The organism is Chryseobacterium piperi (genome assembly GCF_002285635.2).
GTDB lineage: Bacteria > Bacteroidota > Bacteroidia > Flavobacteriales > Weeksellaceae > Chryseobacterium > Chryseobacterium piperi.
Genome location: NZ_CP023049.2, coordinates 53,265 through 76,213 on the forward strand (window position 1 = coordinate 53,265; position 22,949 = coordinate 76,213).

19 protein-coding genes are annotated in these 22,949 nt (G+C 35.5%); 11 read left to right on the plus strand and 8 right to left on the minus strand.

Translation table 11 applies throughout. The features are described from left to right. Positions 1 to 8 precede the first annotated feature (8 nt). Positions 9 to 2,039 (plus strand): TonB-dependent receptor, encoded by a 2,031-nt coding sequence (locus tag CJF12_RS00265; protein ID WP_034682497.1) that lies wholly within the window; start codon positions 9 to 11, stop codon positions 2,037 to 2,039. A gap of 489 nt (positions 2,040 to 2,528) precedes the next feature. Here the strand turns inward: CJF12_RS00265 and CJF12_RS00270 are convergent, their stop codons facing one another. Beyond that, the gene (locus CJF12_RS00270; protein ID WP_034682496.1) at positions 2,529 to 3,500 is read right to left on the minus strand and encodes a YpdA family putative bacillithiol disulfide reductase; all 972 of its coding nucleotides are present in this window, start codon (positions 3,498 to 3,500) and stop codon (positions 2,529 to 2,531) included. A gap of 64 nt (positions 3,501 to 3,564) precedes the next feature. Between CJF12_RS00270 and CJF12_RS00275 the strand changes: the two genes are divergently transcribed. After that, positions 3,565 to 4,206, plus strand: a complete 642-nt coding sequence (locus CJF12_RS00275) for a hypothetical protein (protein ID WP_034682495.1) — start codon at positions 3,565 to 3,567, stop codon at positions 4,204 to 4,206. A gap of 172 nt (positions 4,207 to 4,378) precedes the next feature. On the opposite strand, the gene CJF12_RS00280 is transcribed toward CJF12_RS00275, so the two are convergent. From CJF12_RS00280 to CJF12_RS00310, 7 genes are all read right to left on the minus strand, one after another. After that, positions 4,379 to 5,746, minus strand: coding sequence for a glycosyltransferase family protein (locus CJF12_RS00280; RefSeq protein WP_034682494.1), 1,368 nt, complete (start codon positions 5,744 to 5,746; stop codon positions 4,379 to 4,381). A 184-nt stretch (positions 5,747 to 5,930) separates the two neighbouring features. After that, positions 5,931 to 8,471, minus strand: coding sequence for a YfhO family protein (locus tag CJF12_RS00285; protein ID WP_034682493.1), 2,541 nt, complete (start codon positions 8,469 to 8,471; stop codon positions 5,931 to 5,933). Positions 8,472 to 8,503: 32 nt separating this feature from the next. Then, positions 8,504 to 8,728, minus strand: a complete 225-nt coding sequence (locus CJF12_RS00290; RefSeq protein ID WP_034682492.1) for a hypothetical protein — start codon at positions 8,726 to 8,728, stop codon at positions 8,504 to 8,506. 25 nt (positions 8,729 to 8,753) lie between these two features. Beyond that, on the minus strand, positions 8,754 to 9,803 hold the full coding sequence (locus CJF12_RS00295; protein ID WP_034682491.1) for a DUF6263 family protein: 1,050 nt from the start codon (positions 9,801 to 9,803) through the stop codon (positions 8,754 to 8,756). Between the two features lie 493 nt (positions 9,804 to 10,296). Continuing rightward, positions 10,297 to 11,046 carry a 23S rRNA (guanosine(2251)-2'-O)-methyltransferase RlmB gene (gene rlmB, locus CJF12_RS00300; RefSeq protein WP_034682490.1) on the minus strand — a complete coding sequence of 250 codons (750 nt, stop codon included), beginning with the start codon at positions 11,044 to 11,046 and terminating at the stop codon, positions 10,297 to 10,299. Positions 11,047 to 11,168: 122 nt separating this feature from the next. Next, positions 11,169 to 11,639 (minus strand): DinB family protein, encoded by a 471-nt coding sequence (locus tag CJF12_RS00305; protein WP_034682489.1) that lies wholly within the window; start codon positions 11,637 to 11,639, stop codon positions 11,169 to 11,171. Between the two features lie 207 nt (positions 11,640 to 11,846). Next, positions 11,847 to 13,184 (minus strand): peptide-N-glycosidase F-related protein, encoded by a 1,338-nt coding sequence (locus CJF12_RS00310; RefSeq protein ID WP_034682488.1) that lies wholly within the window; start codon positions 13,182 to 13,184, stop codon positions 11,847 to 11,849. Positions 13,185 to 13,302: 118 nt separating this feature from the next. Between CJF12_RS00310 and CJF12_RS00315 the strand changes: the two genes are divergently transcribed. The 9 genes from CJF12_RS00315 (at position 13,303) to CJF12_RS00355 (ending at position 22,916) form a co-directional block, all read left to right on the plus strand. Beyond that, a complete protein-coding gene (locus CJF12_RS00315; RefSeq protein ID WP_034682487.1) occupies positions 13,303 to 14,598 on the plus strand; it encodes a hypothetical protein in 1,296 nt (431 codons plus the stop codon). Between the two features lie 241 nt (positions 14,599 to 14,839). Beyond that, complete coding sequence (locus CJF12_RS00320) at positions 14,840 to 15,844, plus strand: AAA family ATPase (protein ID WP_034682486.1); 1,005 nt, start codon at positions 14,840 to 14,842, stop codon at positions 15,842 to 15,844. Positions 15,845 to 15,853: 9 nt separating this feature from the next. Next, positions 15,854 to 16,312, plus strand: coding sequence for a GNAT family N-acetyltransferase (locus CJF12_RS00325; protein ID WP_034682485.1), 459 nt, complete (start codon positions 15,854 to 15,856; stop codon positions 16,310 to 16,312). Between the two features lie 99 nt (positions 16,313 to 16,411). After that, a complete protein-coding gene (locus CJF12_RS00330) occupies positions 16,412 to 17,275 on the plus strand; it encodes a DUF58 domain-containing protein (RefSeq protein WP_034682484.1) in 864 nt (287 codons plus the stop codon). A gap of 172 nt (positions 17,276 to 17,447) precedes the next feature. Then, complete coding sequence (locus CJF12_RS00335; protein ID WP_185097160.1) at positions 17,448 to 18,344, plus strand: BatD family protein; 897 nt, start codon at positions 17,448 to 17,450, stop codon at positions 18,342 to 18,344. Continuing rightward, complete coding sequence (locus tag CJF12_RS00340) at positions 18,337 to 19,329, plus strand: VWA domain-containing protein (RefSeq protein WP_034682482.1); 993 nt, start codon at positions 18,337 to 18,339, stop codon at positions 19,327 to 19,329. Before CJF12_RS00335 ends, CJF12_RS00340 begins: the two co-directional genes overlap by 8 nt. Beyond that, on the plus strand, positions 19,329 to 20,336 hold the full coding sequence (locus CJF12_RS00345; RefSeq protein ID WP_034682481.1) for a vWA domain-containing protein: 1,008 nt from the start codon (positions 19,329 to 19,331) through the stop codon (positions 20,334 to 20,336). The genes CJF12_RS00340 and CJF12_RS00345 overlap by 1 nt, the downstream gene beginning before the upstream one ends. 100 nt (positions 20,337 to 20,436) lie before the next feature. Further along, on the plus strand, positions 20,437 to 21,183 hold the full coding sequence (locus CJF12_RS00350) for a tetratricopeptide repeat protein (protein WP_034682480.1): 747 nt from the start codon (positions 20,437 to 20,439) through the stop codon (positions 21,181 to 21,183). Continuing rightward, positions 21,183 to 22,916: a BatD family protein gene (locus tag CJF12_RS00355; protein ID WP_034682479.1), complete on the plus strand. Its 1,734-nt coding sequence runs from the start codon at positions 21,183 to 21,185 to the stop codon at positions 22,914 to 22,916. Before CJF12_RS00350 ends, CJF12_RS00355 begins: the two co-directional genes overlap by 1 nt. The last annotated feature ends 33 nt before the right edge of the window (positions 22,917 to 22,949 follow it).

The window sequence follows — 22,949 nt, forward strand, 5'->3', positions numbered from 1 at the left end:
TTTGTAGAATGGTGAGGCTCTGTTTTTTATTCTTTATCATCTGCTGTTCACTTTTCTCTTCTCAGAAAAGAGATTCTGCTGAATTGATTTCTGAAGTCAGCATTGATGCTTACAGAAAGCCTACAACCTACATCACTTCTACAAAATCGGTTGCCGTAGTTTCAAAAGAGCTTTTGAATCAGAATACACCGGAGCGGATGCTGGAATCCATCAATCAGATTGCCGGGGCGAGAATGGAAGAACGTTCTCCGGGGAGCTATAGAATCTCTGTACGTGGAAGTACATTAAGGTCTCCTTTTGGGGTACGTAATATTAAAGTGTATCTCGATGATTTTATTTTGTCCGATGCTTCGGGGAATACGTATTTTAATGTTATTTCTCCCGAGCTAGTCAATAAGATGGAAATTTATAAAGGCCCGGAAGGAGGGGATTTTGGTGTTGCTACAGGAGGAACTCTTCTTCTCCAGACCAGATCCTCAGATAATTTATCAGCACACCTTTCAGTAGGTAGCTATGGAACTTTTAATCAGAGTTTTGATTTTTCAAAGCAGACGGGAAATCACTTTTTTGAAATTTTTCAGAATTATTACAGAACTGATTCCTATAGAGAGCAATCTGCAGTTGAAAGAAAACAAATCTATCTCAAGGACCGTTTTCAATATTCTAAAAAGGGAATGCTGAATGCTATGATTCTATGGTCTGACCTGAATTATCAAACTCCGGGTGGTCTTACATTAGAACAAATGAATACAGACAGACGCCAATCGAGACCCGCAACGGCAACACTTCCCGGAGCAAGGGAACAGGATGCAGGAATTCGTAATAAAATGATTTTGGCAGGTGTTTCGCATCTGTATAATTTTAGTCCCAAATTTTCTCATTTTGTTTTGCTTCAAGGTTCTTATGTAGATTTTGAAAACCCATTTATCACCAATTTTGAAAACAGGTTTGAAAGGAATTTTGCATTGAGAACACATCTTAATTATGAAGAGCAGTGGAATAAAATTGCAGTCTCATGGAGACTGGGATTTGAAGGCGGTATTAATACCGTTTTTATTAAAAACTATGATAATAATAAAGGAACGCAGGGAAATCCACAGAATTTTGACAAACTTCAAAACAGCTCGGGTTTTTATTTTATCTCCCAAAAGCTCAATTTCAATGATAGACTATTCAGTGATATCTCATTAAGTCTCAATTCTAATTCGTATCAATGGGAAAAATTATTTCCCGGTTATGACAGTGGTGAAGTTCGTTTTAAAAATCAATGGCTTCCCAATATAGGGCTAACTTATCTTTTAGGAAAAGGCTTTTCGGTAAGAGCGAAAATAGGAAAAGGAAATTCTGCACCAACCAATGAGGAAATCCGGTCTTCGAATCAGGAATTCAATTTCAAGCTGGGTCCGGAATATGGATGGAATAAGGAAATAGGTTTTCGTAAACAGTTGAGTAATGCCTTGTTTGTTGAGGCCAGTTACTTTGATTTCAGAATGAGAAATGCGATTGTAAGAAGGCAAAATGAAAAAGGGCAGGAGTTTTTTGTGAACCAGGGAAATACCCTTCAAAAAGGAGTGGAGGTGTTGGTAGAGTCAAGAAATTTTGCTTTTCAAAATACCTTTCTAAACCGATTTAAGTTTAGATTATCAGGAAGTTTTTATCAGTTTAAATTTGGGGATTACAGACAAGGAAATAATAATTTTTCCGGAAATGATCTGACAGGCGTTCCCTCAACGACCATTAACAGTTTGCTGAATTTTGTGTTTTTTAATCAGCTTTCAGTGGATTACTCACATTTCTATATTTCAAAGATTCCTTTAAATGTTGCCAATTCAGTATGGTCAGAATCTGCGTTTATCGGAAACATTCAATTTGGATTTCCTATTGCCATTGAAAAAACAAAAATGAAGCTATATCTTCAAGTTCAAAATCTATACAATAGTGACTATGTTTTAGGGTTTGATACAAACGCTTTTGGAAATAGATTTTATAATCCGGCAGCCAAACGGAATTTTATTTTAGGGGCTAAAATTGATTTTTAAATTTTTTTTGAAACTACTAGCTGTTAATATGATTGTCATTCTATCTATATTGCAATTTGTGATTGACTACATCTAATCTTCGATTTCAGAAACACAGACGATAAGTCTGCGAACGAAGCCCAGGAAGCGAAGGAATCTAAACAAAGCAATAAAATTGAAATCTTTATAAACTATATTTAGATTCCTCGAAATGATAGACTGGATATGTAATCGTCTTTTAAATGAACTATAAGCTTTTACCCAATCTTTGTCACTCTGTAAGAGTCTCAACAATCTTTGTAAAATCATAGTTTAGATTCCTTCTGAATGACAAAGATTGAAAACACAATCTTTGTCATTGACTACGTCTAATCTTTGATTTCAAAAATAGAGCGAAGACGAAGTGAAAGAATCTAAACTTAGAATATCAATAAAACTTTAAAAACTTCGAGATAAAAAATATTTCCCACAGATTTCACAAATGACGCAGATGCCTCTTGTCATTCAGGATTAAACCTGATGATGTTTCAAAATATTTTTTATAATCATATTTGCATGAATTCTTGAATTTTCAATGAACCACAGATGGGTATCCATTCCTCCACAAACTACTCCTGCAAGATAAAGGTTTTTAACATTTGTTTCCATAGTTTCGGGATGGTATAAAGGATTTAGGCAGTCTCCCTGAAGTTCGATTCCTGAGTTTCGTAAAAAGTCAAAATCAGGCAGGTAACCGGTCATGGCCAGAACGAAATCATTTTCTATTTCATGAACGTTTCCTTCTTTGTCTTTAAAAATGACTGAGTTTTCTTTAATTTCTAAGAGCTCAGAGCTAAAATAGGCTTTGATACTTCCTTCAGCAATTCTGTTTTCAATATCCGGCTTTACCCAATATTTTACATTGTTTGATATATCTGGACGACGGACAATCATGGTTACCTCGGCTCCTTTTCGATAGGTTTCCAGTGCTGCATCTACGGCTGAGTTACTGGAACCAATCACCACGATTTTCTGCTGAGCATAGGGGTAAGGCTCGGTATAATAATGTTTCACTTTAGGTAAGTCTTCCCCCGGAATATTCATTCGGTTAGGGATATCATAGAAGCCTGTTGAAATAACAATATTTTTGGCGAAATACTTTGATTTAGTAGTTTCAACTTCAAATAGATTTTCTTTTTTTGAAACCTTTATGGCTTTTTCATATAGGTTGATATTGAGATTTTTCTGACGGGTAATGCCCTGGTAATATTCTAAAGCTTCCTGTCTTCCCGGTTTCGGAGCTGTAGAAATAAATGGGATTTCATCTATTTCAAGCTTTTCAGCTGTGGAGAAAAAACGCATATACAAAGGGTAATTGTACAGTGAATTGACAATAGTTCCTTTTTCTATAATAACATACGTGAGATTGTTTTTCTGAGCTTCCAGTGCACAATTTAAACCAATAGGGCCTCCTCCGATAATAAGAATATCTAAAACTTCCATATAACAAATTTACTTAATTTTCTGGCACTAGTTTTGGTCCTTTTATGTAATTAACATTAAAAAAATGAAGAAACTATTCCTTTCAATACTTGTTTTAAGTGTTGTAGCTTGTAAAAAGAATCCTGAACAGCCTGGTGTCAACTCTGTAGATTCTACAGCTCAGGTAAAAACTGACAGTACAGCTGTTCCAAAGCTTAGTGAAGCTGAGAAAAAGGAAGTCCTGAAGAAAACAAACGATGAGATTTTGCAGACCTTAAAAAATAAGGACTATAAAAAAATTGCTGACTTTATTCACCCTGAAAAAGGAATCCGTTTTTCAATGTATGCTTTTGTCAATTTAAAAGAAGATAAGCATTTTTCTAAAGCTGATTTTGAAAAATATGTAGAAACCCCAACACAATTTACCTGGGGAGCGCATGATGGTTCAGGGGATCCATATAAAGAAACCATTAAAAACTATTTAGGGAAGTGGGTGTTTTCAAAAGATTTTACCACGTCTTCTTATTCTTATAATGAATTCCAGGGAAAAGGAAATTCCTTAAATAACCTGCAGGAGATCTATCCAAAACATGACTTCACCGAAAACTTTATTAAAGGGACCGAAAAGTACGGCGATATGGATTGGAAGACCCTTCGTTTTGTATATGAAGAATTTCAAGGGAAGCTTTACTTAATAGCGGTCATCAATGATCAATGGACGATTTAATTTAACGTGAGCTCGATAGTAACTTGCTTAACATCAATTATTGGTGACTATTGTTATTAAAAAAATAAAATAAGCTGCTTAATGGTCATAAAATCTTTGATTTTTATCTTTGCGGGCTTTGCTAAGCGAAGCGCCTTAAATATAACGCATTTATAGATAGATCTTTGCGTTGTTATAAAATTTCAGCTAACTTTTTAGTAAGATGTCTTCTTGAAAACTGTTCTATATTTTGAGCGTTTTCAAGAAGATTTCCTTTTTTCCATAATTCGAATTTTTCCAGGATAAATACTTTAATCATTTCAGAGTCTTCATAGCTGAAATGCTTTCCGGCATGAGTCTCTTCCAGTATCTTCGAAACGTCTGCTTTATCAGGGCCAAATGAAATAATCTGTTTTCCTGTAGCTAAATATTCGAAAATCTTTCCGGGAATAATACCTTTGGATGATTCGTTAGGAAAATTGGTGATCAACAGCACATCAGAATTTTGCATTTCTGTAATTGCCTTGTCATGAGATAGGTAGCCTAAATCCAGGATATGTTTTTTCAGGTTTGAATTCTGAAGCGAAGTTAGAATTTTATCATCGATTCTGCCTGCAAATTTCAAAGTGAAATGTTGGGCAAAATCAGTATCGGTTGTAACCAGATTGTCCAGTGCTTTCCAAAGGTTTTCAGGATTACGAAGCTGCTCTAAAACACCGATATAGCTTAATGTAAATTGAGTTTGAGGGTTTGAGGGTTTGAGTTCATTGTCTCCGTTATCTAACATTTGAGCAATTTCGCCATTTTGCAAATTTGCCTTTTCGCTATTGTGCCCTTCAGCTTTCTTTTCTGCATCACTCTCATCAAATCCATTGGTAATACAGATGGAGTTTGCTCCATTTTTCCTGAAGTTTTCGGCATCAGTATAGCTGGTGGCTAATGTAATATCCGCATTTTTAAAAACTTCACTTTCCAGTTGACGGTGTTTTCGATCTGAACTTTTGGTTAGTTTCAAATGCTTATAATATGAAATTTCTGTCCAGGGGTCACGGAAATCAGCGACCCATTTTAGAGATGGAAATTCTTTTTTAAGCTGTAAGCCGATAAGGTGTAAGGAGTGGGGTGGTCCGGAAGTGACTATAACATCAATTTTATGCTCTTTTAAATATTGTTCTAAAAACTTCACAGATGGCTTTACCCAGAAAACTCTGGCATCAGGAATGAAAAAATTCCCTCTTATCCAGATAGAAAGTTTGGATTTCCAGTTTTGGTTGGTGCCGACATCAAATTGTCCGGCCTTAAACTTTTTATTGCTTTTATTGAGTTTTTCAGCCAGCTGATAAGGTTCCCAGATGTTGGTTTTAATAATGTCAAGATCTTTTGGAACATCATTTAATAAACTTTCATCTAATAAAGGATAACTGGGATTTTCCGGTGTATAAATGATCGGCTTCCATCCGAAATCGGGTAAATATTTTGCAAACTTCAACCACCGCTGAACACCCGGACCTCCTGCCGGAGGCCAATAATAAGTGATGATCAATATTTTCTTCTCTTCCATTAATAGGGATGTTGTATTCTGTCGACAAAAACGTTAATCATCTTTATAACCTAAATGAGTCTTAATATTTTAAAATTTAACCATTAATCAAAGGTTGAGAATATTAAGAGATTTCTCTTTCGTCGAAATGACAGATGCTAATTGAATTTATATCGCAATTTAACAAATCAGCGATTTCTCCATTTTACGCTTTCTCGTCGGTTAAGACTTCTTTCTTTTTGTTTTTATTGATCCAGAATATTCCAAAGGCACTTAATGCGATAAATAGCCCGAAACAAAGTAAAGAAATCCATTTCCCTTTCTCAATAACTTCTGGCTCGAAAATCATTGTGATATGGTGTTTTCCTGCAGGAACGTGAACAGCACGAAGCAGATAGTCAGCTTTGATATATGGAACTTCTTTTTCATCTACAAACATTTTCCAACCGTGAGGATAGTAAATTTCAGAGAATACAGCCAATTGTGGGGTTTTAGATTCGGATCTAAACTCCAGTTCATTAGGCTGGTATTTTGTTAAATTAATAAATGCAGTAGAATCTGCCTGTACAGGCTTATTACTAAAATAAGATTTATCTTCGGAAGCAACGACAGCAGTTCTTTTGCTGTTGATCACTCCTATTGATTTGATCTCTTCATTCGGACTGTTGACAAACTGTATATCACTTACAAACCATGCATTACCGTTTGCTTTGGTATTAGGTACTGTCTGAGGATTTTCAGGACCACCAACAACCCAATATTTTGCATTGAGAAGGTTCAGAACATTGGGAACCTTTACAGAATCTGTGATTTGGAAGTACTCATTGATCACGTCATCATATCTTCTCAACTTTACTGCATGATAACCTCCGATAGAAGATTTGAAATAAGAGGTATTGGTTTCACTGAACGTTCCTAAGATGTTGTTGAAAATTCTATAATGAGATTTGTCTTTTTCAGCAATCGTTTCTAATGTTTTATTGACATTCACATTGGCTAAAATAGATCCAAGGCTTGGGTTAGCTTGTACTTTTTCTGCAAGCAGATCAGAACCTTCAGTCTGAAAAGGGTTTTCTGCAAAAACTTTATCTACATAATTTTCATCATTCAGATAACGTTTGTTTACCGTCCATAAATCAAATAAGCTCACAACACCGATAATGATCAATGCAATGTTCTGGCTTAGCTTTTTCTTCATGGTCAGGAATAAAACGGCAGCAGTAATAGCAAGATAAATAAATGCTTTGATAGCATCAATCTTAAACAATTTAAATCTTTCATCCACCAGATAATCCAGTAAAAAAGGTGGGAAATACAGCTTTTCATTATCCGTATAAAAGCCTAATAACCCCTTTCCGAAAATTAAAAGGATGAGAATAAAGCCTAAGGTTCCGCCTCCTACATAAAGAAGGATTTTCTTTTTATATTCTTCCGTCAGTTTCTCATCAGTGAAGAATTTATACAACCCGATAATGGCAATTAGCGGGAATAATAATTCTACGACTACCAGGATAGAAGAAGGTGCTCGGAATTTATTATAAAAAGGAACAAAGTCTATGAAGAAATCAGATAATGGCATAAAGTTGCTTCCCCATGCCAATAAAATGGTCAATATAGAAGCTCCTAAAATCCAATATCTGTATTTTTTAGAGGCAAAAAAGAATCCTAAAAGTGCCAGGAAACATACTACAGCACCCTGATAAGCAGGTCCAGAAGTTCCGGGTTGGTCACCCCAATAGGTTACGCTGCTAAATCCTTTGGAAATTCTATCCATTTCAGCTTGTGAAGTTACATTCTCCTGAACAAGCTCCTGAACTTTGTTCATGATTTCCTTAGCTTCAGGTTCCTGGCTTCCTCCTCCCATTAATCTTGGGATAAAAAGATTCAGGGTTTCCAATCTCCCATAGCTCCACATCAGCATACTTTCTTTATCCATTCCGGATTTCCCTGAAGTATGGGTTTCCGTATTCAAAATTTGCTTTCCACGGACAGTTTCTTTTATGTATTCGGAATTGGCCATGATTCTTTGAGAATTCATTCCAACACCGATGATACAAGCTCCTGCAATAATAGCTGAGGATGTGATGAAATGCTTCATCGGAACCTTTTTTTGAATAGCCCTGATCAGTTCAGAGATAAACAAAAAGCCTAATGCAAGAAATAGATAATAGGTCATCTGTGGGTGGTTTGCTGCCACCTGTAAGCCCATAAAGAGTGTCGTGACAATAAACCCTAAAACATATTTCTTACGGATATAGACCAATAAAATTCCTGCCAGCAGTGGGGCAAAATATTCGATCGTATTTACCTTACCGTTATGTCCGGCAGCAATGATGATATAGAAATAGGTGGAAAGTCCGAAGAAAGTTGCGCCTAATAAAGCATACTTCCAATTTCTGACAACCACCATTCCCAAAAGGAAAAATCCTGCAAAAAGTAAAAACAGATAATTAACCGGTCTGGGAAAGAAATTCAGGTTGCTATCAATTTTTTTGATGATATCTCCTTTAAACTGACTTCCCATCTGGTAAGTCGGCATTCCCCCAAACATAGAATCACTCCAGTAGGTTTCTTTTTCAAAATTAGCTCTGTAATCAAGAAGTTCTTTTGCGCCTCCTCGATACTGAACAATGTCATGTTGGAAAAGCTGTTTTCCCGTAAAAACAGGAGTGGAATATAAAAATGCTAAAACTATAAATACAACTAATGAAATTGCAATATAAATTAAGTTTTTATTTTTCGCCATGCTGGTTATTATCTTTTATTTCTTGGAATTTTTTACTTTTTATCCTTAGGTTCCTTTACTTCCTCGTAGTCCACAGTTTCTGCGTCCCAATTGATTTTTTGGTTTTTATTCTTATTTGAGTTTTGTATATCCTGATGCTTATTATTGTTGTTATTGAACCGGTAGCTATAGAAAGTCTTAAAGAAAATCCTTTTAAGGATATTCCAGACAAAGAAAAGAATAATAGCCGTCAGTATTAGCTCAAGAATCCACTTCATATCTTTTTAATTTTATAAACCTCAATTATTTGGCAGATGGGTTGACCATTACCGAAGAATTGGAAACACTTTTCATAGATTGAGACTGTTTTCCGTCAGAAATAGTTTCTACCTGTGTTGTTTTCACTGTAATATTCTGGTTGGTAATCCATCCTGTATTTTCATCAAATTTTATAGTACCATTTTGTACCAGCTCACTGCTGATGCTGTGAGTCATCGGACCTTGTGCCTGCTTGTCTGTTTTTTTAGGAATTCCACCTGTTACAGAGATTTCAGCTACACCATTTCCTACACTTTTCAGTTGGTAGTTTGAAGTTACTTTAATTTTACCATTAGGATCTGCATTTTCAGTATTGGACCATTTGTCGCCAACTTTTACTCCCTTTTTAGGCATAATAGTCAGGTTTTTGCTAAATTGATCTTTTAATACTTTCTCGTTAAAGCTTTCTTTAAGGCTGGCTACAACACTTGCCTTTTGGTTAGCATCTTTAACCAAAGTACCTACTGCATTGGAAACTTTAGTATAAACAGGATCGAAACCTGTAATAGAAATTACATTTCCTTTGGTATCCATTTTCATATTCAGCTTATTGCTGGTCAATGCTCTGTTGATATTCCAGATCATTTTAAGATCATCCTCTTTAGGAATAGGTTGCTTGGTATCTACCACAATCGTTTTTCCATCAGCAGTCTGAGAATTTCTTTTAGAGATCAGGTTAAGCGTAAGATCGTAAACATTATCCTTGACATCGTTTACGGTAAAGCTCATTTCATCTGTAGATTCGCTGGTTCCGTTTAAGGTTTTACCTTGTGGGTCAGTCATCGTTTTTACATCTCTCTGATAAGTTGTCAAAGGATAAGTTTTTCCTTTTTCAAGTTTGAAAGTTTGAGTGTATACTCCTGCAGAATCACTGATTGCAGGATGCTCAACCACTTTCGCTACTGAATCAGCCGGAACTTCTACTGTTACTGTTTTTCCGGTTTTAGGGTCTACTTTTGTTATTTTTGTTGTTTCTTTTTTACAAGATACAACAGCTATAGATGATATTAGCATTAATGCTGCTATGTTTTTCATTCGATCTTTTTTTATTTTTTACTACTATTTTTATATATACTTTCTGCAATATCCTGCAGTTTTCCTTGTGAAAGTCTATCCGATTCATTGGAAAGTAAAGCTACTCTCATATTTTTTGAAGGATACATCTGTTGGGCACTTGAAAAACCAAAGTTTCCTCCTGTATATCCGAAGGTCTTACTATCGTCTTTATAAGGATGAATTCTCCAAAATAAGCCGATGGGATCTCCGGTAGATTGAGCAAAGGCGTATGGGCAGCTATCCTATATTTATTATTTTTAAGGCGAAGCTGCGTATTATTCCACTATATCTTCACTTGTAAAGTAAATATCAATTGCCTGAGCCATTTCAAAGCATTATTTTTCCCTTTTCATCATAATCGGTCATAGTCTTGCAGAGTTCGTGCCAAGTATAGTGTGCTTCATCTTAAACTTTATGCATTCATTTCAAATGATACAAAACGTAATGATAAAAGAAACTATCTTGTCGTGAATTAAGGATTTGGAATTGCAGTTATCTTCTGCCTTACCGCCTCATATAAAATCGCTCCACATGCTACAGAAACATTTAGGGATTGAGTTTTACCCTCAATAGGTAGTTTTATTTTTTCATCTGAATGATGTAAAACTTCTTTTGATATACCCGTTTCTTCGTTCCCCATTACTATAGCACAAGGTCCTGTAAAATTAACATCATAAATCAGTTTCTGAGCTTTTTCAGTAGCTGCAAATACAGCAATTCCACTTTGTTGAAGAAAATCTACGGTATGTGCTAAGTTGTTTTCCTTACAAATCTTAATATTATAAAGTGCTCCTGCCGAAGTTTTGATTGCATCCGAATTGATCGGCGATGCTCCTTTTTCAGGAATAATAACAGCATCAATTCCTACACATTCTGCTGTTCTGCAGATAGCTCCAAAATTCCTTACATCGGTAAGCCTATCCAAAATCAATAAGAAAGGAGTTTTTCCTTCTTCAAATAATTGAGGAACGATATCTTCCACTTTATGAAATGGAACGTCCGAAATAAAAGCGACCACCCCCTGGTGGTTTTTTCTTGTAAAACGGTTCAGTTTTTCGATCGGAACGTAATTGGGACGGATTTTATTTTTTGCTAAAACTGCTTTCAGATCAGCATAAATAGGACCTTGAAGTGCATTTTGCAAAAAGATCTTGTCAATAGTTTTTCCCGCCTCAATAGCTTCAATTACGGGGCGCAGCCCGAAAATAAAGTCGTCTTTCATTTAATTTGTTTAAAGTTTAATGTTTAAAGTGGTCCGAGATTTTGGATACGAGTTCAAAAAATTGAATTTGTCGTTAGGGATTATTGTTTATTCCCTCTTCCTTATGTCCCTTCTTCCTTCATTTAATATTTTTCTCCTAAAATTGCTCTTTTTTGCGAAAGCAAATAGCCATAGTGTAAGCTTTCGTGCATGTTGTTAAAGATGATAGCATCCTGAATGCTTTTCAAATCCATACCGAAACTGGTAGTATATGGTGTGTAATCTGAGAAGAAATCACTGTCATAATCTTTCATTAAGATCTTTGAAGTTTCAGTCAATAGAAACTCTAAATCTTCCACTTCAGACTTCTGAACATTCAGATTAGGTAAGGTTCCTTTTTTATAGGTTTCAATCCAGTATTTATCAATTCTGAAAGGATTTCCGCTTAGGTAATAATGCAAAAGTTGCTGTGTAGCAACCGTATGGGCAATATTCCAATACATATTATTGTTGAAGCCATCCGGAATAAGCAAAAGATCTTCATGGGAAGTATTTTGCAATATATCCAATAGGTTTCTTCTTACCTGTCTGTGAGCTTGAAAATGATAATTCATTTTACAAAATTTTAATCACCAAAAATAGTTTAATAAACTGGAAATGACAATTTTTTGAAAGAGGGATTAAAGCAAAAATTTTTTAACCCTGGCCAATACGTTATTTATTTTCCTCTTTTTGTAAACTTTTTCTTTCTATAAAATAGACTCTAAAAAAGGTTTTGTTGTTTTTTTAAATAATAAGGTTTAAGTGTTTATATGAGAAAATTATTTTTTTATGATTTTATGTTTAAAGGCAGTACCATCCTTCATGACAATATTTAAAAAATAAATACCCGAACTGTAAGTGGAAAGATTGATGATGTTTTCTCCATAATTTTCAAATAATTTTCTTCCATCTATACTGAAAACAGCTATAGAGGAAACATCTGTCTTTGATTGGATATGAACAAGATCAGAAGTCGGATTGGGGTATATACTGACATCTATAGTCTTAATATCATTTACGTTCAAAACACTGCTGCTTTTTCCTTGCACATAGACCGATAAATAGACGTCCCCTTGCTGTTGATTAAATACAGCCGTTGGTATTGTATGTTTCAAGGTATGATTCCCGGCAGTTATACTAGGTAATGTGAAGCCTCTGATAGGTACGGAGTTGCCCGGGCACCAGTTTTTCCATGAAGTCCAGTCGGCAAAACTCTTTGGAGTAGAGCCGTAAATTCCGTTCCCTTGCGTATTGTATACCCTATAAGGTTCACAGGAAATACCGCCGGGTGTATAGGTGAGGACTTGTACATCATCTATGTAAGTGTAGTTTTGCCTTCTTATGTACTCTTCTCCACCGCTATTGGCACCATGGGGAGTAGATATTACAAAAAATCGGGCATCCGTAATAGTATTGGGCAGGTTGAAATTTAAGATTCTGACTGTTTCTCCAGTGACATCCGTGCTGTTGTAGTTGTTAAGTCTGCTGTAGCTTAGTAAAGGAACCAGACTATTGTAATCTGAAGCAGTTGCTCCCGTATTGGTTGAGAAAAATGTCAGAGTTCCTGAAAAAACATCAATTCTTCCAGCACATCCTGTAATCTGCGTTTGTGCTGCATAAGGAACGCCAAAAACATCCAGCTCCATATACATATCATACGTAGTCCGTAATCCGGTATCATGAAATACACTGTACAAATTACTTAAATCATATGTGTAAGGAACCTCCATAGGAGAACGGTTTTTGTTCATAAATGGAGTGATATATCTGCCTACTTCAATTCTTTTCACATTGGTGTCATTTGTTGTGTAAGTAGGTTGATTTTTAGGAACCATTGCTAAATAAACACTTCCCAGACGGTCATAATTATCACATAAAGCACCGATGGTTACTCTCATGGCAATTTTTGCCTTAAAGGAATTGAGTTCAGTATCTGTAAGTTTTCTTGCATACCTTGTGTTTGATAGCCTGATCAGTCCGGGTGGGACAGGGGTGGATACCGTAGCTGCATAACCATCATAATACACGGCTTGTGAAATCACATTGACTTCAGAAGTCGTCTGTGATTTAAGAAGGCCGGCAAAAAGTAGGCTTAAAAAAAATAGTTTTTTATGCATATTATTTGGGTGTTTAATACAAATATATTAAGATGTATGATTAAATAATCACATTTGTTGGAAAAATTAAAACTTTAATGTTAAATTAGCAATATGTATCAGGTTAATTTTATTAAATATGAAGAAAATTTTACTTTTATCTTTATTATTGACAGTATTGCTATTTAATGCTCAAATAAATATAAATATTGGAAGTACAGGTGTGGGAACTGTACCGATAAGTAGTTTTTTTTCCTATTCTTATGTTCATCAGATATATCCGAAGCAGGAAATAAATGCTAATGCAGCAGGGAATATCACAGGTCTTACATTTTATTTAGACTCATCAGCCAGTATCACCGATTCATCAAATTGGACTGTGTATCTTGGACATACCTCAAAGACCGCTTTTACTTCCGGAACAGATTGGATTCCTGTCTCACAACTAACTCAGGTATTTGCTGGAAGTGTAGTCAATAATAATGGTAAAGTTCAAGTTTCTTTTACCGTACCATTTTCCTATAATAATACAGATAATCTGGTGGTTGCAGCAAAAGAGAATTCTCAGAGTATTGATATTAATAATTTTGATGAAGCTTTTCATGTTTATCAGCATCTTCCTTATTCAACTCTTTATTATAAAGGAGATAAAATGATTGTTGATCCCGCATCTCCACCAGGTGGAATAAGGGCTGATTATAAATCAGCTATGACGATTTCAGGTTTAATACCGAGAGGAACTCCTGCCTGTCCTTTTATCATTTATCCATTAAATAATAACCAATCAGTTCCTTTGTCTCCTAATGTCGGGTGGTTTCCTGTTTCCGGAGCAAATTCTTATAGGGTTTCAATAGGAACGAGTCCAGGAAGTATAAATATTGTTAATCAACAGGTAGTAACCAATCCTAATTTTTCTCCATCAGTTCCTCTTAGCCCGGGTACAGATTATTATTTAAAAGTGACTAGTGTTTCTGCGGGTGCTGAATCTTCTGGTTGTACGGAAATTACTTTTAAAACAGTACCTCCCGTACCGGTAAATGATGCATGCTCTGGTGCTTTGTCAGTGACAGCTTTTCCTTATACCTATACACAGAATGATGCGATATCTGCTACTAATAATGCCGGCAATATCAATGTATGCGCTGATGCTATGAATGACGGAAGCTGGTTTAAACTTGTAGGTGACGGAAGCCAATATATCATTAAAGTATCTATGCCTGCAGGCAGTGCTTTTGATCCACAGATAGGTGTTTATAGTGGAAATTGTAATAACCTTGTATGTGTTAACACAGTAGACAATGGGGGAGTAGGTACTGCTGAAACAATGACTATAACCACTACGATGGGGAGTGAATATTTTGTAAATGTAGGATCCTATGAAGAATCGACAGATGTGGCAGAAGATACATTTACGATTAGCATTACCAAGCTTTAAATAGATCAGCAACCTGTTTCAGTTAATCATGCTTTCGAAGATTAAGTGTGATGACGTTATTATGAACAGGATATTATTTCATGTATTAAATTGATTTTTCAGATCGAAAATACAGCTGGATTACTCTGAAAGTCTTTCTAGCCCACGGAATATTTAACAAACTTTAACTCAAAAATGGCATTAATTGTGTTGATTAATGCGAGTATTTATTAGAAATTTACCAATTATTTTAAATTAAGCTATGTCAGATACATATCAAGCAGAAGATATTCGCCAGCTAACGGAGAAAGTAAAGGAAAAAAATTACTTGTTTTCTCTTCTGAGACAGGAAATCAACAAAGTTATTATTGGACAGGAATATATGATAGACCGCCTTTTGGTAGGTCTTTTGGGGAATGGTCATGTCCTTCTGGAAGGTGTTCCCGGATTAGCTAAAACCTTGGCTATAAAAACTTTGGCTGAGGCTGTGCATGGTGATTTTTCGAGGATTCAGTTCACCCCGGATTTATTGCCTGCTGATGTAGTTGGGACAATGATCTATAGTATCAAGGATAATGATTTTTCCATAAAAAAAGGTCCTGTGTTTGCTAATTTTGTACTTGCGGATGAGATCAACCGTGCTCCTGCAAAAGTGCAGTCTGCTCTTTTAGAGGTGATGCAGGAAAAACAAGTGACGATCGGAGATGAGACTATGAAACTACCTAAGCCTTTTTTGGTATTGGCAACTCAAAACCCAATCGACCAGGAAGGAACATATCTTTTACCAGAGGCTCAAAGTGACCGTTTCATGTTGAAATGTAAAATCAATTATCCCGAATTTGAGGATGAAAGAAAGGTGATGAGGATGGTTTCTACAGCTCACCAGCCTACTGTTCAGCCGGTTATTTCTCTTCAGGATATTGTGGATGCAAAAGATTTGATCAACCAGATTTATCTGGATGAGAAAATTGAAAAATACATTCTGGATATGGTTTTTGCAACCCGTTACCCTGAGAATTATGGGCTTTCCGAACTGAAAAACTATATTAGTTTCGGAGCTTCTCCAAGAGCATCCATCAATTTAGCCATTGCATCGAGATCGTATGCATTTCTAAAAGGAAGAGCATTTGTAATTCCTGAAGATGTAAAAGAGCTGGCTAAGGATGTTTTGAGACATAGAATTGGTTTAACTTTCGAAGCAGAAGCGGAAGAAGTTTCAACAGAAGAAATTATCAATAGAATTTTAGCTAAAATTCAGGCCCCTTAATATTATTGTATGGATAAAGTGGTAATCAGAAGCGCTGTACAGGATGATTGCGCTCCCATGTTAGAGCTTATTAAAGAACTTGCTGAGTATGAAAAAGCGCTGCACGAAGTTACAGTGAGCCTGGATGAGTTTATTGATGCCGGATTTGGAAGCGAACCTGTCTGGGGAGCTTTTGTGGCTGAAGTAGATGATGAGATTGTTGGCATATCTTTATACTATAATAGGTACTCTACCTGGAAAGGCAGAAGACTGTATCTTGAAGAGCTTGTTGTTACGGAAAGGATGAGAGGAAAGCAGATCGGGAAAAAATTATTTGACGCTACATTGGAATACGGGAAATCCAATAACTACAGTGGAATGATGTTTCAGGTATTGGACTGGAATGAGCCTGCCATTAATTTTTATAAAAAATACAGCCCTAAATTCGATAATGAATGGTTGAATGTATCTATTGAGTTTAAAGATTAAAGTTGAAGAAGGAATATGAAGTAAGGAAGCTAGGAGAAGGAGGTTAGATGAAGAATTAATACACTATAGCTCTAAACTATCAACCATTAACGATATACTATGCAGATAAAAGATATTGTAAAAAAAGTAAAACAGATTGAAATCCGCACCCGAAAAAAAACGGAGGCTACTTTAATGGGACAATATCACAGTGCTTTTAAAGGACAGGGAATGACTTTTTCAGAAGTTCGACCTTATCAATTTGGAGATGAAATCCGAAGGATCGATTGGAATAAAACAGCTCGTTTTCGAGAACCATTTGTAAAAGTAATGGAAGAGGAAAGAGAGTTGACCATGATGATTCTGGTTGATATTTCGGCCTCGATGGATTATGGAACCAAGTCTCAGCTGAAAAGAGAGTATGTAGCTGAAATTGCTGCAAGCCTAGGGTTTTCAGCAGCAGGTAATAATGATAAAGTTGGATTGATCCTGTTTGCAGATAAAGTATATAAAGTGATTCCGCCGCAGAAAGGCAGAAAACATATTCTTTCCATCATCAGCAATATTTTAACGGCAGATTATGTTCCCGCTGTATCTAAAGTGGATAAGGCATTGGAATATATGATGGGAATTTTTAAAAGAAAATCTTTGGTTTTTTTATTTTCCGATTTTGAGGATGAATACGATTCCAAAATGCTAAGGGTTGCTTCAAAAAAGCATCAGTTGCTGGGAATGAGAATTTATGACGAAAAAGATAATGAAATTCCGAATGTTGGATATGCTCTTTTTTATGATTCAGAAACAGGAAAACAGGTTTGGGCTAATACATCCAGTGCAAGATGGAGGTATACCTTTGCTGAAGCTCAGAAACAAAAAGTAAGAGCACTCGAAGATGATTTTGCTAACAGTTCTGCCAGTTTTATGAACGTTGCTGCGGGCGAAGATTATTCTAAACTATTATATAACTATTTCCAGAAGAAGTAATTGTATGAGAAGTAGAGTTAAAATGGCTGAATCGCAGATCTGTTAAAGCATTAAACTGCAAGAGAAATCTCAGGATAATTTTAATTACTGATTAAGCTGTCATGAACATTGAGTTTTAAATTTCCAGATCAGAATGATAAAGTTGCTTAATCATTAAAATGTATTGAAAAAATTGAAAAAAATATTATTTATATTATGTTCTTTAATCTGTGTCAGCAGTTTTTCACAGATACTGTCTTCCCACCTGGAGAAGCAGACCATTGCTTTAGGAGAACCTAATCATTTGATTATTAAAGTAAATAATCTCAATAATCAGCAAGTTACCTCGGCTGCTAAAAATGAATTGTTGCCTTTTCATTTTGAGGAAATAAAAGACAGCATAGGAACACAGCCCAATGTATACGAAAGAAAAATTGAATTTGCAGTTTATGAAGAAGGAAAATTTACAATTCCTGAACTTGAATTTAAGGTAGGGGACAGAGTATTGAAAACCATTCCTTATGAAATTGATGTTATTAATACGGCTCAAAAAGGAGATCAGATTAATGATATCATGAAGAACAAAGAGATCAAGCTGGGAACTAAAGACTACTGGGAGCTTTATAAGTGGTATATTTTAGCAGGCTTGTCGCTGATTGCTCTCATTGTTGCAATCATTATGTATCTTAAATGGGGAAGAAAATCGAAAAGTTCGCCTGCTGTGGCAACCAATCATACACTAAAAGAATTGGATTCACTTAAAAAGAAAAAATATATAGAAGAAGGAAATTACCGTTCGTTCTACGTAGAATTGATTGACATTTCAAGAAAATTTATCACCAAACAATATCATTTACCGGCAGATGTACTGCTTACGGATGATCTTGTCCACTTACTGAAGGAGAATAATACCATTTCGCTGGATAATGAAAAAGTAGTCGAAGAAGTATTTCTAAGAGGGGATTTGGTAAAGTTTGCCAAAACATTCCCTGATCAAAAGACTATGGAAAATGACTTTGCGGATATCAGAGAATTTGTAAAAAGATCTTCTAAAGATCTGGAATTTGAAAACTTAAGAAAGGATGTTTAATTTTGAATTGTATAGTCCATGGTTTTTGCTGCTTTTTCTGCTGTTTATTCCTCTTTTATTCAGGGATATAAGTAAACAGAAGAAAAAAGGTATTAAGGTCCCGACTGTAAAGAATATGGACCCCAATAATGGAATTCTCGCAGTACTTTTTCTTTTGAAAATATCAAAATATCTGATACTTTCTGCCCTTATCATTGCGATGGCAAGACCAAGAACTTTTACAGTTTCCCAGGACAGAGATGACACCAAGGGAATTGACATCATGCTCTCTGTAGATGTATCGCTAAGTATGCTGGCTAAAGACCTAACTCCTGACCGTTTGACTGCACTTAAAAATATTGCAATAAAATTTGTTGAAAAACGTCCTAATGACAGGGTGGGGCTTGTGACGTATTCCGGAGAAGCCTTTACAAAAGTTCCGGTCACTTCGGACCATCAGGTAGTCATCGATGAATTAAAGAATCTGAATCCCCTGGAACTCCAGCCGGGAACGGCAATCGGGGAAGGACTTTCTGTAGCGGTTAATCACCTGAAGAACAGCAAAGCAAAAAGTAAAATTATTATTCTGATGACAGATGGTGTTAATACCATTGAAAATGCAATGCCTACGCAGGTAGGAGCAGAGCTCGCTAAGAATAATAATATAAAAGTATATTCGATCGGGATAGGAACAAACGGTTATGCATTAATGCCTACACAAACAGATATCTTTGGTGATCTGGTGTTTACGGAAACCGAAGTTAAAATTGATGAGCCTATTTTGAGAGAAATTGCTCAGGTAACCGGCGGTAAATATTTCAGAGCAACTTCCAATAGTAGTCTGGAGGAAGTTTATGATGAGATTAACCAACTGGAAAAATCTGACGTGAAGGTCTCTAAATTATATAATTATGAGGAATATTTTAAAATTTTCCTTTGGATAGCCCTGGGAATGTTAGTAATGGATGCATTGTTGAGATGGGTATTTTATAAATTTTTAAGCTGATGAATTGGTATTTAGGAAATTATTGGTATTTATTGCTGTTGCTGCTTTTGCCGCTGCTGGCCTATCTATTGGTTCATTATCTGAAATGGAAAAATAAGAAGAAGAATATTTTTGCAGACAGTCAGTTTCATGAAGACTTATTTGAAAAGAAATCCGGATTTACGAAGGTTTTTCCAACCTTGTACTTATTGGGCATTTTATTTTTAATCTTTTCAATCATTGATTTATTAAACGGATCGGAAGAAATAAAGACCAATCAAAAATTAAATAATGTGATCTTTATGCTTGATGTCTCCAATTCGATGAATGCTGAAGATATTAATCCTAACCGTTTAAACGAAGCAAAAAATGTAATGATCAATACCATGCAGAAGATGAGAAACGATAAGATTGGTATTGTGATTTTTGCAGGTGAGGCAACTTCTATTATGCCGCTGACTACAGATTACGCTTCTGCTGAAACATATATTAATGCAATAGAGACCAACTCTATGCAGATTCAGGGAACTGATTTTTTAAAGGCTATGCGCACGGCGGTGAACAAATTTAAAAATGTAAGCAAAGGAGCCCGGAAAGTAGTCTTGTTGAGCGATGGGGAAGATAATGAAGGAAATGATAATGCAGCGATAAAATTAGCTAATAAAGAGGGCATTATGGTTACTTCTGTAGGAATCGGCTCCGATGAAGGAGCACCTGTACCAGAGTATGTTTTCGGACAATTAATGGGGTATAAAGCTGACCGAAATGGAGAGACTGTAATTTCTAAAAGACAGACAGCAGCTTTAAAAAAGATGGCGGAATCAACAGGCGGAAACTATATTGATGGAAATAATGTTAATGAGGCACCGGATCGGATTATTGATGCTCTGAACAGAAAAATGTCTTCTTCAGAAACATTGGTGAAATCTCAGAATGCGAATCATTATTATCAGTATTTTCTGGCCGTTTCTTTATTCTTTTTCTTTTTAATTTACATTTTCAATCCAAAGAGAGATTTCAATGTGTAGTATTATCCAATTTTCTTTGTATTTTTAAGGGAATACTTTAACCCAACTTTAACAAATAAAGGCCTGTTTATTAACATATAAAGGAATAATTTTGCACATAATGAATACTAAAATCATTTTTTTATCGTTTATAATTGCTTTTCTAGCGTCAGATTTCTTGTTTGCTCAAGAAAACTATAGGACTTTGGTGTATGAGGGTAATCAAAAATTCAATGGTAAAAACTATGATGGAGCATCTTCTAAATACATGGAAGCTATTAAATCCAATGAAAAAGATTTTACGGCACATTACAATCTAGGCAATGCTTTGTATAAAAATAAAAAATATGAAGAGGCCAAGGTTGAGTTTGAAAAAGCACAACAGCTTTCTCAGACGCTTCCTGATAAAGCAGCAGCTCTTTATAATTTAGGGAATACTTATATGCAGATGAATCAGCCGGATAAGGCTGCAGATTATTATAAGCAATCCTTAAAACAGGATCCTTATAACGAAGCAATCAGAAAGAACTATGAGATTGCCAAGCTCAAGGAAAAAGAAAATCAACAAAAGAAAAACCAAAAGAATAACTCAGGCAAAGGAGGCGGTGGTAAAGACCAACAACAAAATGATGATCAAAAAGGTAATCCTAAAGATCAAAAACAAGATCAGGGAAAAGGTCAGCAAAATCAAGGTGAAAGTCAACAGGGTAATGACCCTAACCAGAACCAAAACAACGAGGGCAAAATACCCAAAGATCTTGAAAACGCAATATTAGATAAAGTAAGCGATAAAGAAAAAGAAACCGCCAGAAGAATTTTAAATAAAAATTCTTATTCGATGCCTGAAAGCAACGAGAAAGATTGGTGATGCAGCAAAAACTGATTTACATACTAGTTATTCTTACGTCCGTAATTTCTTACGGACAAGTAAACATTTCTGTAACTCCGGATAAAACGGATTACAACAGTAAGGATATTGTAAATCTTACCATTGTTCTTGAATTGAATGGTAGTGAATATAATCAGCAGACCCCACTTCGTTTACCCGATCTGTCAAAGTTTACCATGGTTGGTAGCGGATCTGTTAGCAGTGGTTATATGGATCCCGAAACCAACACAGTAATCACTCAATACGTTACCCGGGTAGCTCTTGAGCCTAAGCAAAAAGGGAAAGTGAGAATAGGCTCTGTTTTGGTTACGATTAATAACAAAATTTACAAAACCGAACCCTTTGAAATCTTTGTAAGAGAGGGTGACAAAAGATCTGTTGCCAGCGCTTCGAATGATGTTTATCTGAATATGGAAATTGATGATAAGGAGGTGTATCAGGATCAGCCTACCATTGCTGTTTTAAAGGTATATTCTAAAAATATTGATAATTTCAGAAAAGTAAAAAACATTCGTCTTCCGAATCAGGATAATCTCAATGTTCATCCGATCAATTTTAAAAGATCTGAAATTGACCCTTCAGGATATGGGAATATGGCATCTCAGATTTTAGCCATGTTTCTTGTATTTCCTAATGAAGCTGGCTATGTTGAGGTACCTTCTGTCTCAGCTTCCGTAAATACTTATGCTAACAAGAATAAAATTCTATCCAATAAAGTCAAACTGAATGTCAAAAAGCTTCCCGAAGGCTCTCCTGAATACTTTACCAATGCAGTAGGGAATTTCAATGTAAGTGTATACAATGCATCGAAAGACAAAATTGAGGCTAAAAAGCCGATGAATGTGGTTGTAAAAATTTCCGGTGAGGGAAATCTGACGGATATGAATCTGCCGAAAATTGTCGAATCTCCGGATTATGAAGTGTTCGCACCTAAAATTACTTCTAAAGTAGTTCCCGGATTATCGGGAATAAAAGGAGAGATACTGGCGAATTATGTTGTCATTCCAAGAAAAGCAGGTCCTATTTCGATTAAAACAGAGCAATTTGCCTTCTTTAATCCGAATAGTAAAGAATATGTTGATCTGGGGCAGAAAATACTGGCTTTGAATGCTTTTTCCCACGAGCAGATTCTGGAATCACGTTCTACGGTTGAAAAAGTAAATGAGTATACCAACAGTCTGCTTGAAACGGTCAATACTCCGGTATTAAAAACAACAACATTTAAGGTTAAAGAAAAAAGTAAGTTTCACTGGAATATTCTTTTGACCAATATTGCCATTCTTTTAGCACTGTTAATAGGCTATATTTCATTTAAGACTTGGCAAAAAAAGCGTAAATTAATTAAAGAAACCGTACCTGTAAAACCTTTGGGTTCCGTTGCTGAAACAGAAAAGGAAATAAGAGAAAGGCTGAAAACTGATGTGAATGATTATTTCAGCTATTTAGAAAATCTTAAGGACAGCGGAGATTATAAAAAGTTCTTTGAAACGGTAGATGAACTGGATACTGAAGTGAGAAAAGAGTATTTCCAAGGCTCTTCAAAGGATTTTGGGAAATTTTTAGAAAGTTATAAAGGAATTGCTGTTGCTGAGGAATATAGAACTCTTTCCCAAAAGATCCAGATAGAAAAGTATTCACCTGTGAAATCTTCAGAAGGAATAGATGAACTTTTAGTGGCTGTTGTTAATTTGTATTCTAAGATTAGCAAATAGTCAGTTATTTTTCATATTTTTGCGAAATTTTTA

Coding starts and splice junctions, on each gene's coding strand:
- CJF12_RS00295 (WP_034682491.1), bottom strand. CDS start 9,803: ATGAAAAACATAGCAGCATTAATGCTAATATCATCTATAGCTGTTGTA.
- CJF12_RS00350 (WP_034682480.1), top strand. CDS start 20,437: ATGAATACTAAAATCATTTTTTTATCGTTTATAATTGCTTTTCTAGCG.
- CJF12_RS00320 (WP_034682486.1), top strand. CDS start 14,840: ATGTCAGATACATATCAAGCAGAAGATATTCGCCAGCTAACGGAGAAA.
- CJF12_RS00285 (WP_034682493.1), bottom strand. CDS start 8,471: ATGGCGAAAAATAAAAACTTAATTTATATTGCAATTTCATTAGTTGTA.
- CJF12_RS00315 (WP_034682487.1), top strand. CDS start 13,303: ATGAAGAAAATTTTACTTTTATCTTTATTATTGACAGTATTGCTATTT.
- CJF12_RS00280 (WP_034682494.1), bottom strand. CDS start 5,746: ATGGAAGAGAAGAAAATATTGATCATCACTTATTATTGGCCTCCGGCA.
- CJF12_RS00355 (WP_034682479.1), top strand. CDS start 21,183: ATGCAGCAAAAACTGATTTACATACTAGTTATTCTTACGTCCGTAATT.
- CJF12_RS00290 (WP_034682492.1), bottom strand. CDS start 8,728: ATGAAGTGGATTCTTGAGCTAATACTGACGGCTATTATTCTTTTCTTT.
- CJF12_RS00275 (WP_034682495.1), top strand. CDS start 3,565: ATGAAGAAACTATTCCTTTCAATACTTGTTTTAAGTGTTGTAGCTTGT.
- CJF12_RS00340 (WP_034682482.1), top strand. CDS start 18,337: ATGTTTAATTTTGAATTGTATAGTCCATGGTTTTTGCTGCTTTTTCTG.
- CJF12_RS00270 (WP_034682496.1), bottom strand. CDS start 3,500: ATGGAAGTTTTAGATATTCTTATTATCGGAGGAGGCCCTATTGGTTTA.
- CJF12_RS00310 (WP_034682488.1), bottom strand. CDS start 13,184: ATGCATAAAAAACTATTTTTTTTAAGCCTACTTTTTGCCGGCCTTCTT.
- CJF12_RS00305 (WP_034682489.1), bottom strand. CDS start 11,639: ATGAATTATCATTTTCAAGCTCACAGACAGGTAAGAAGAAACCTATTG.
- rlmB (WP_034682490.1), bottom strand. CDS start 11,046: ATGAAAGACGACTTTATTTTCGGGCTGCGCCCCGTAATTGAAGCTATT.
- CJF12_RS00330 (WP_034682484.1), top strand. CDS start 16,412: ATGCAGATAAAAGATATTGTAAAAAAAGTAAAACAGATTGAAATCCGC.
- CJF12_RS00345 (WP_034682481.1), top strand. CDS start 19,329: ATGAATTGGTATTTAGGAAATTATTGGTATTTATTGCTGTTGCTGCTT.
- CJF12_RS00265 (WP_034682497.1), top strand. CDS start 9: ATGGTGAGGCTCTGTTTTTTATTCTTTATCATCTGCTGTTCACTTTTC.
- CJF12_RS00325 (WP_034682485.1), top strand. CDS start 15,854: ATGGATAAAGTGGTAATCAGAAGCGCTGTACAGGATGATTGCGCTCCC.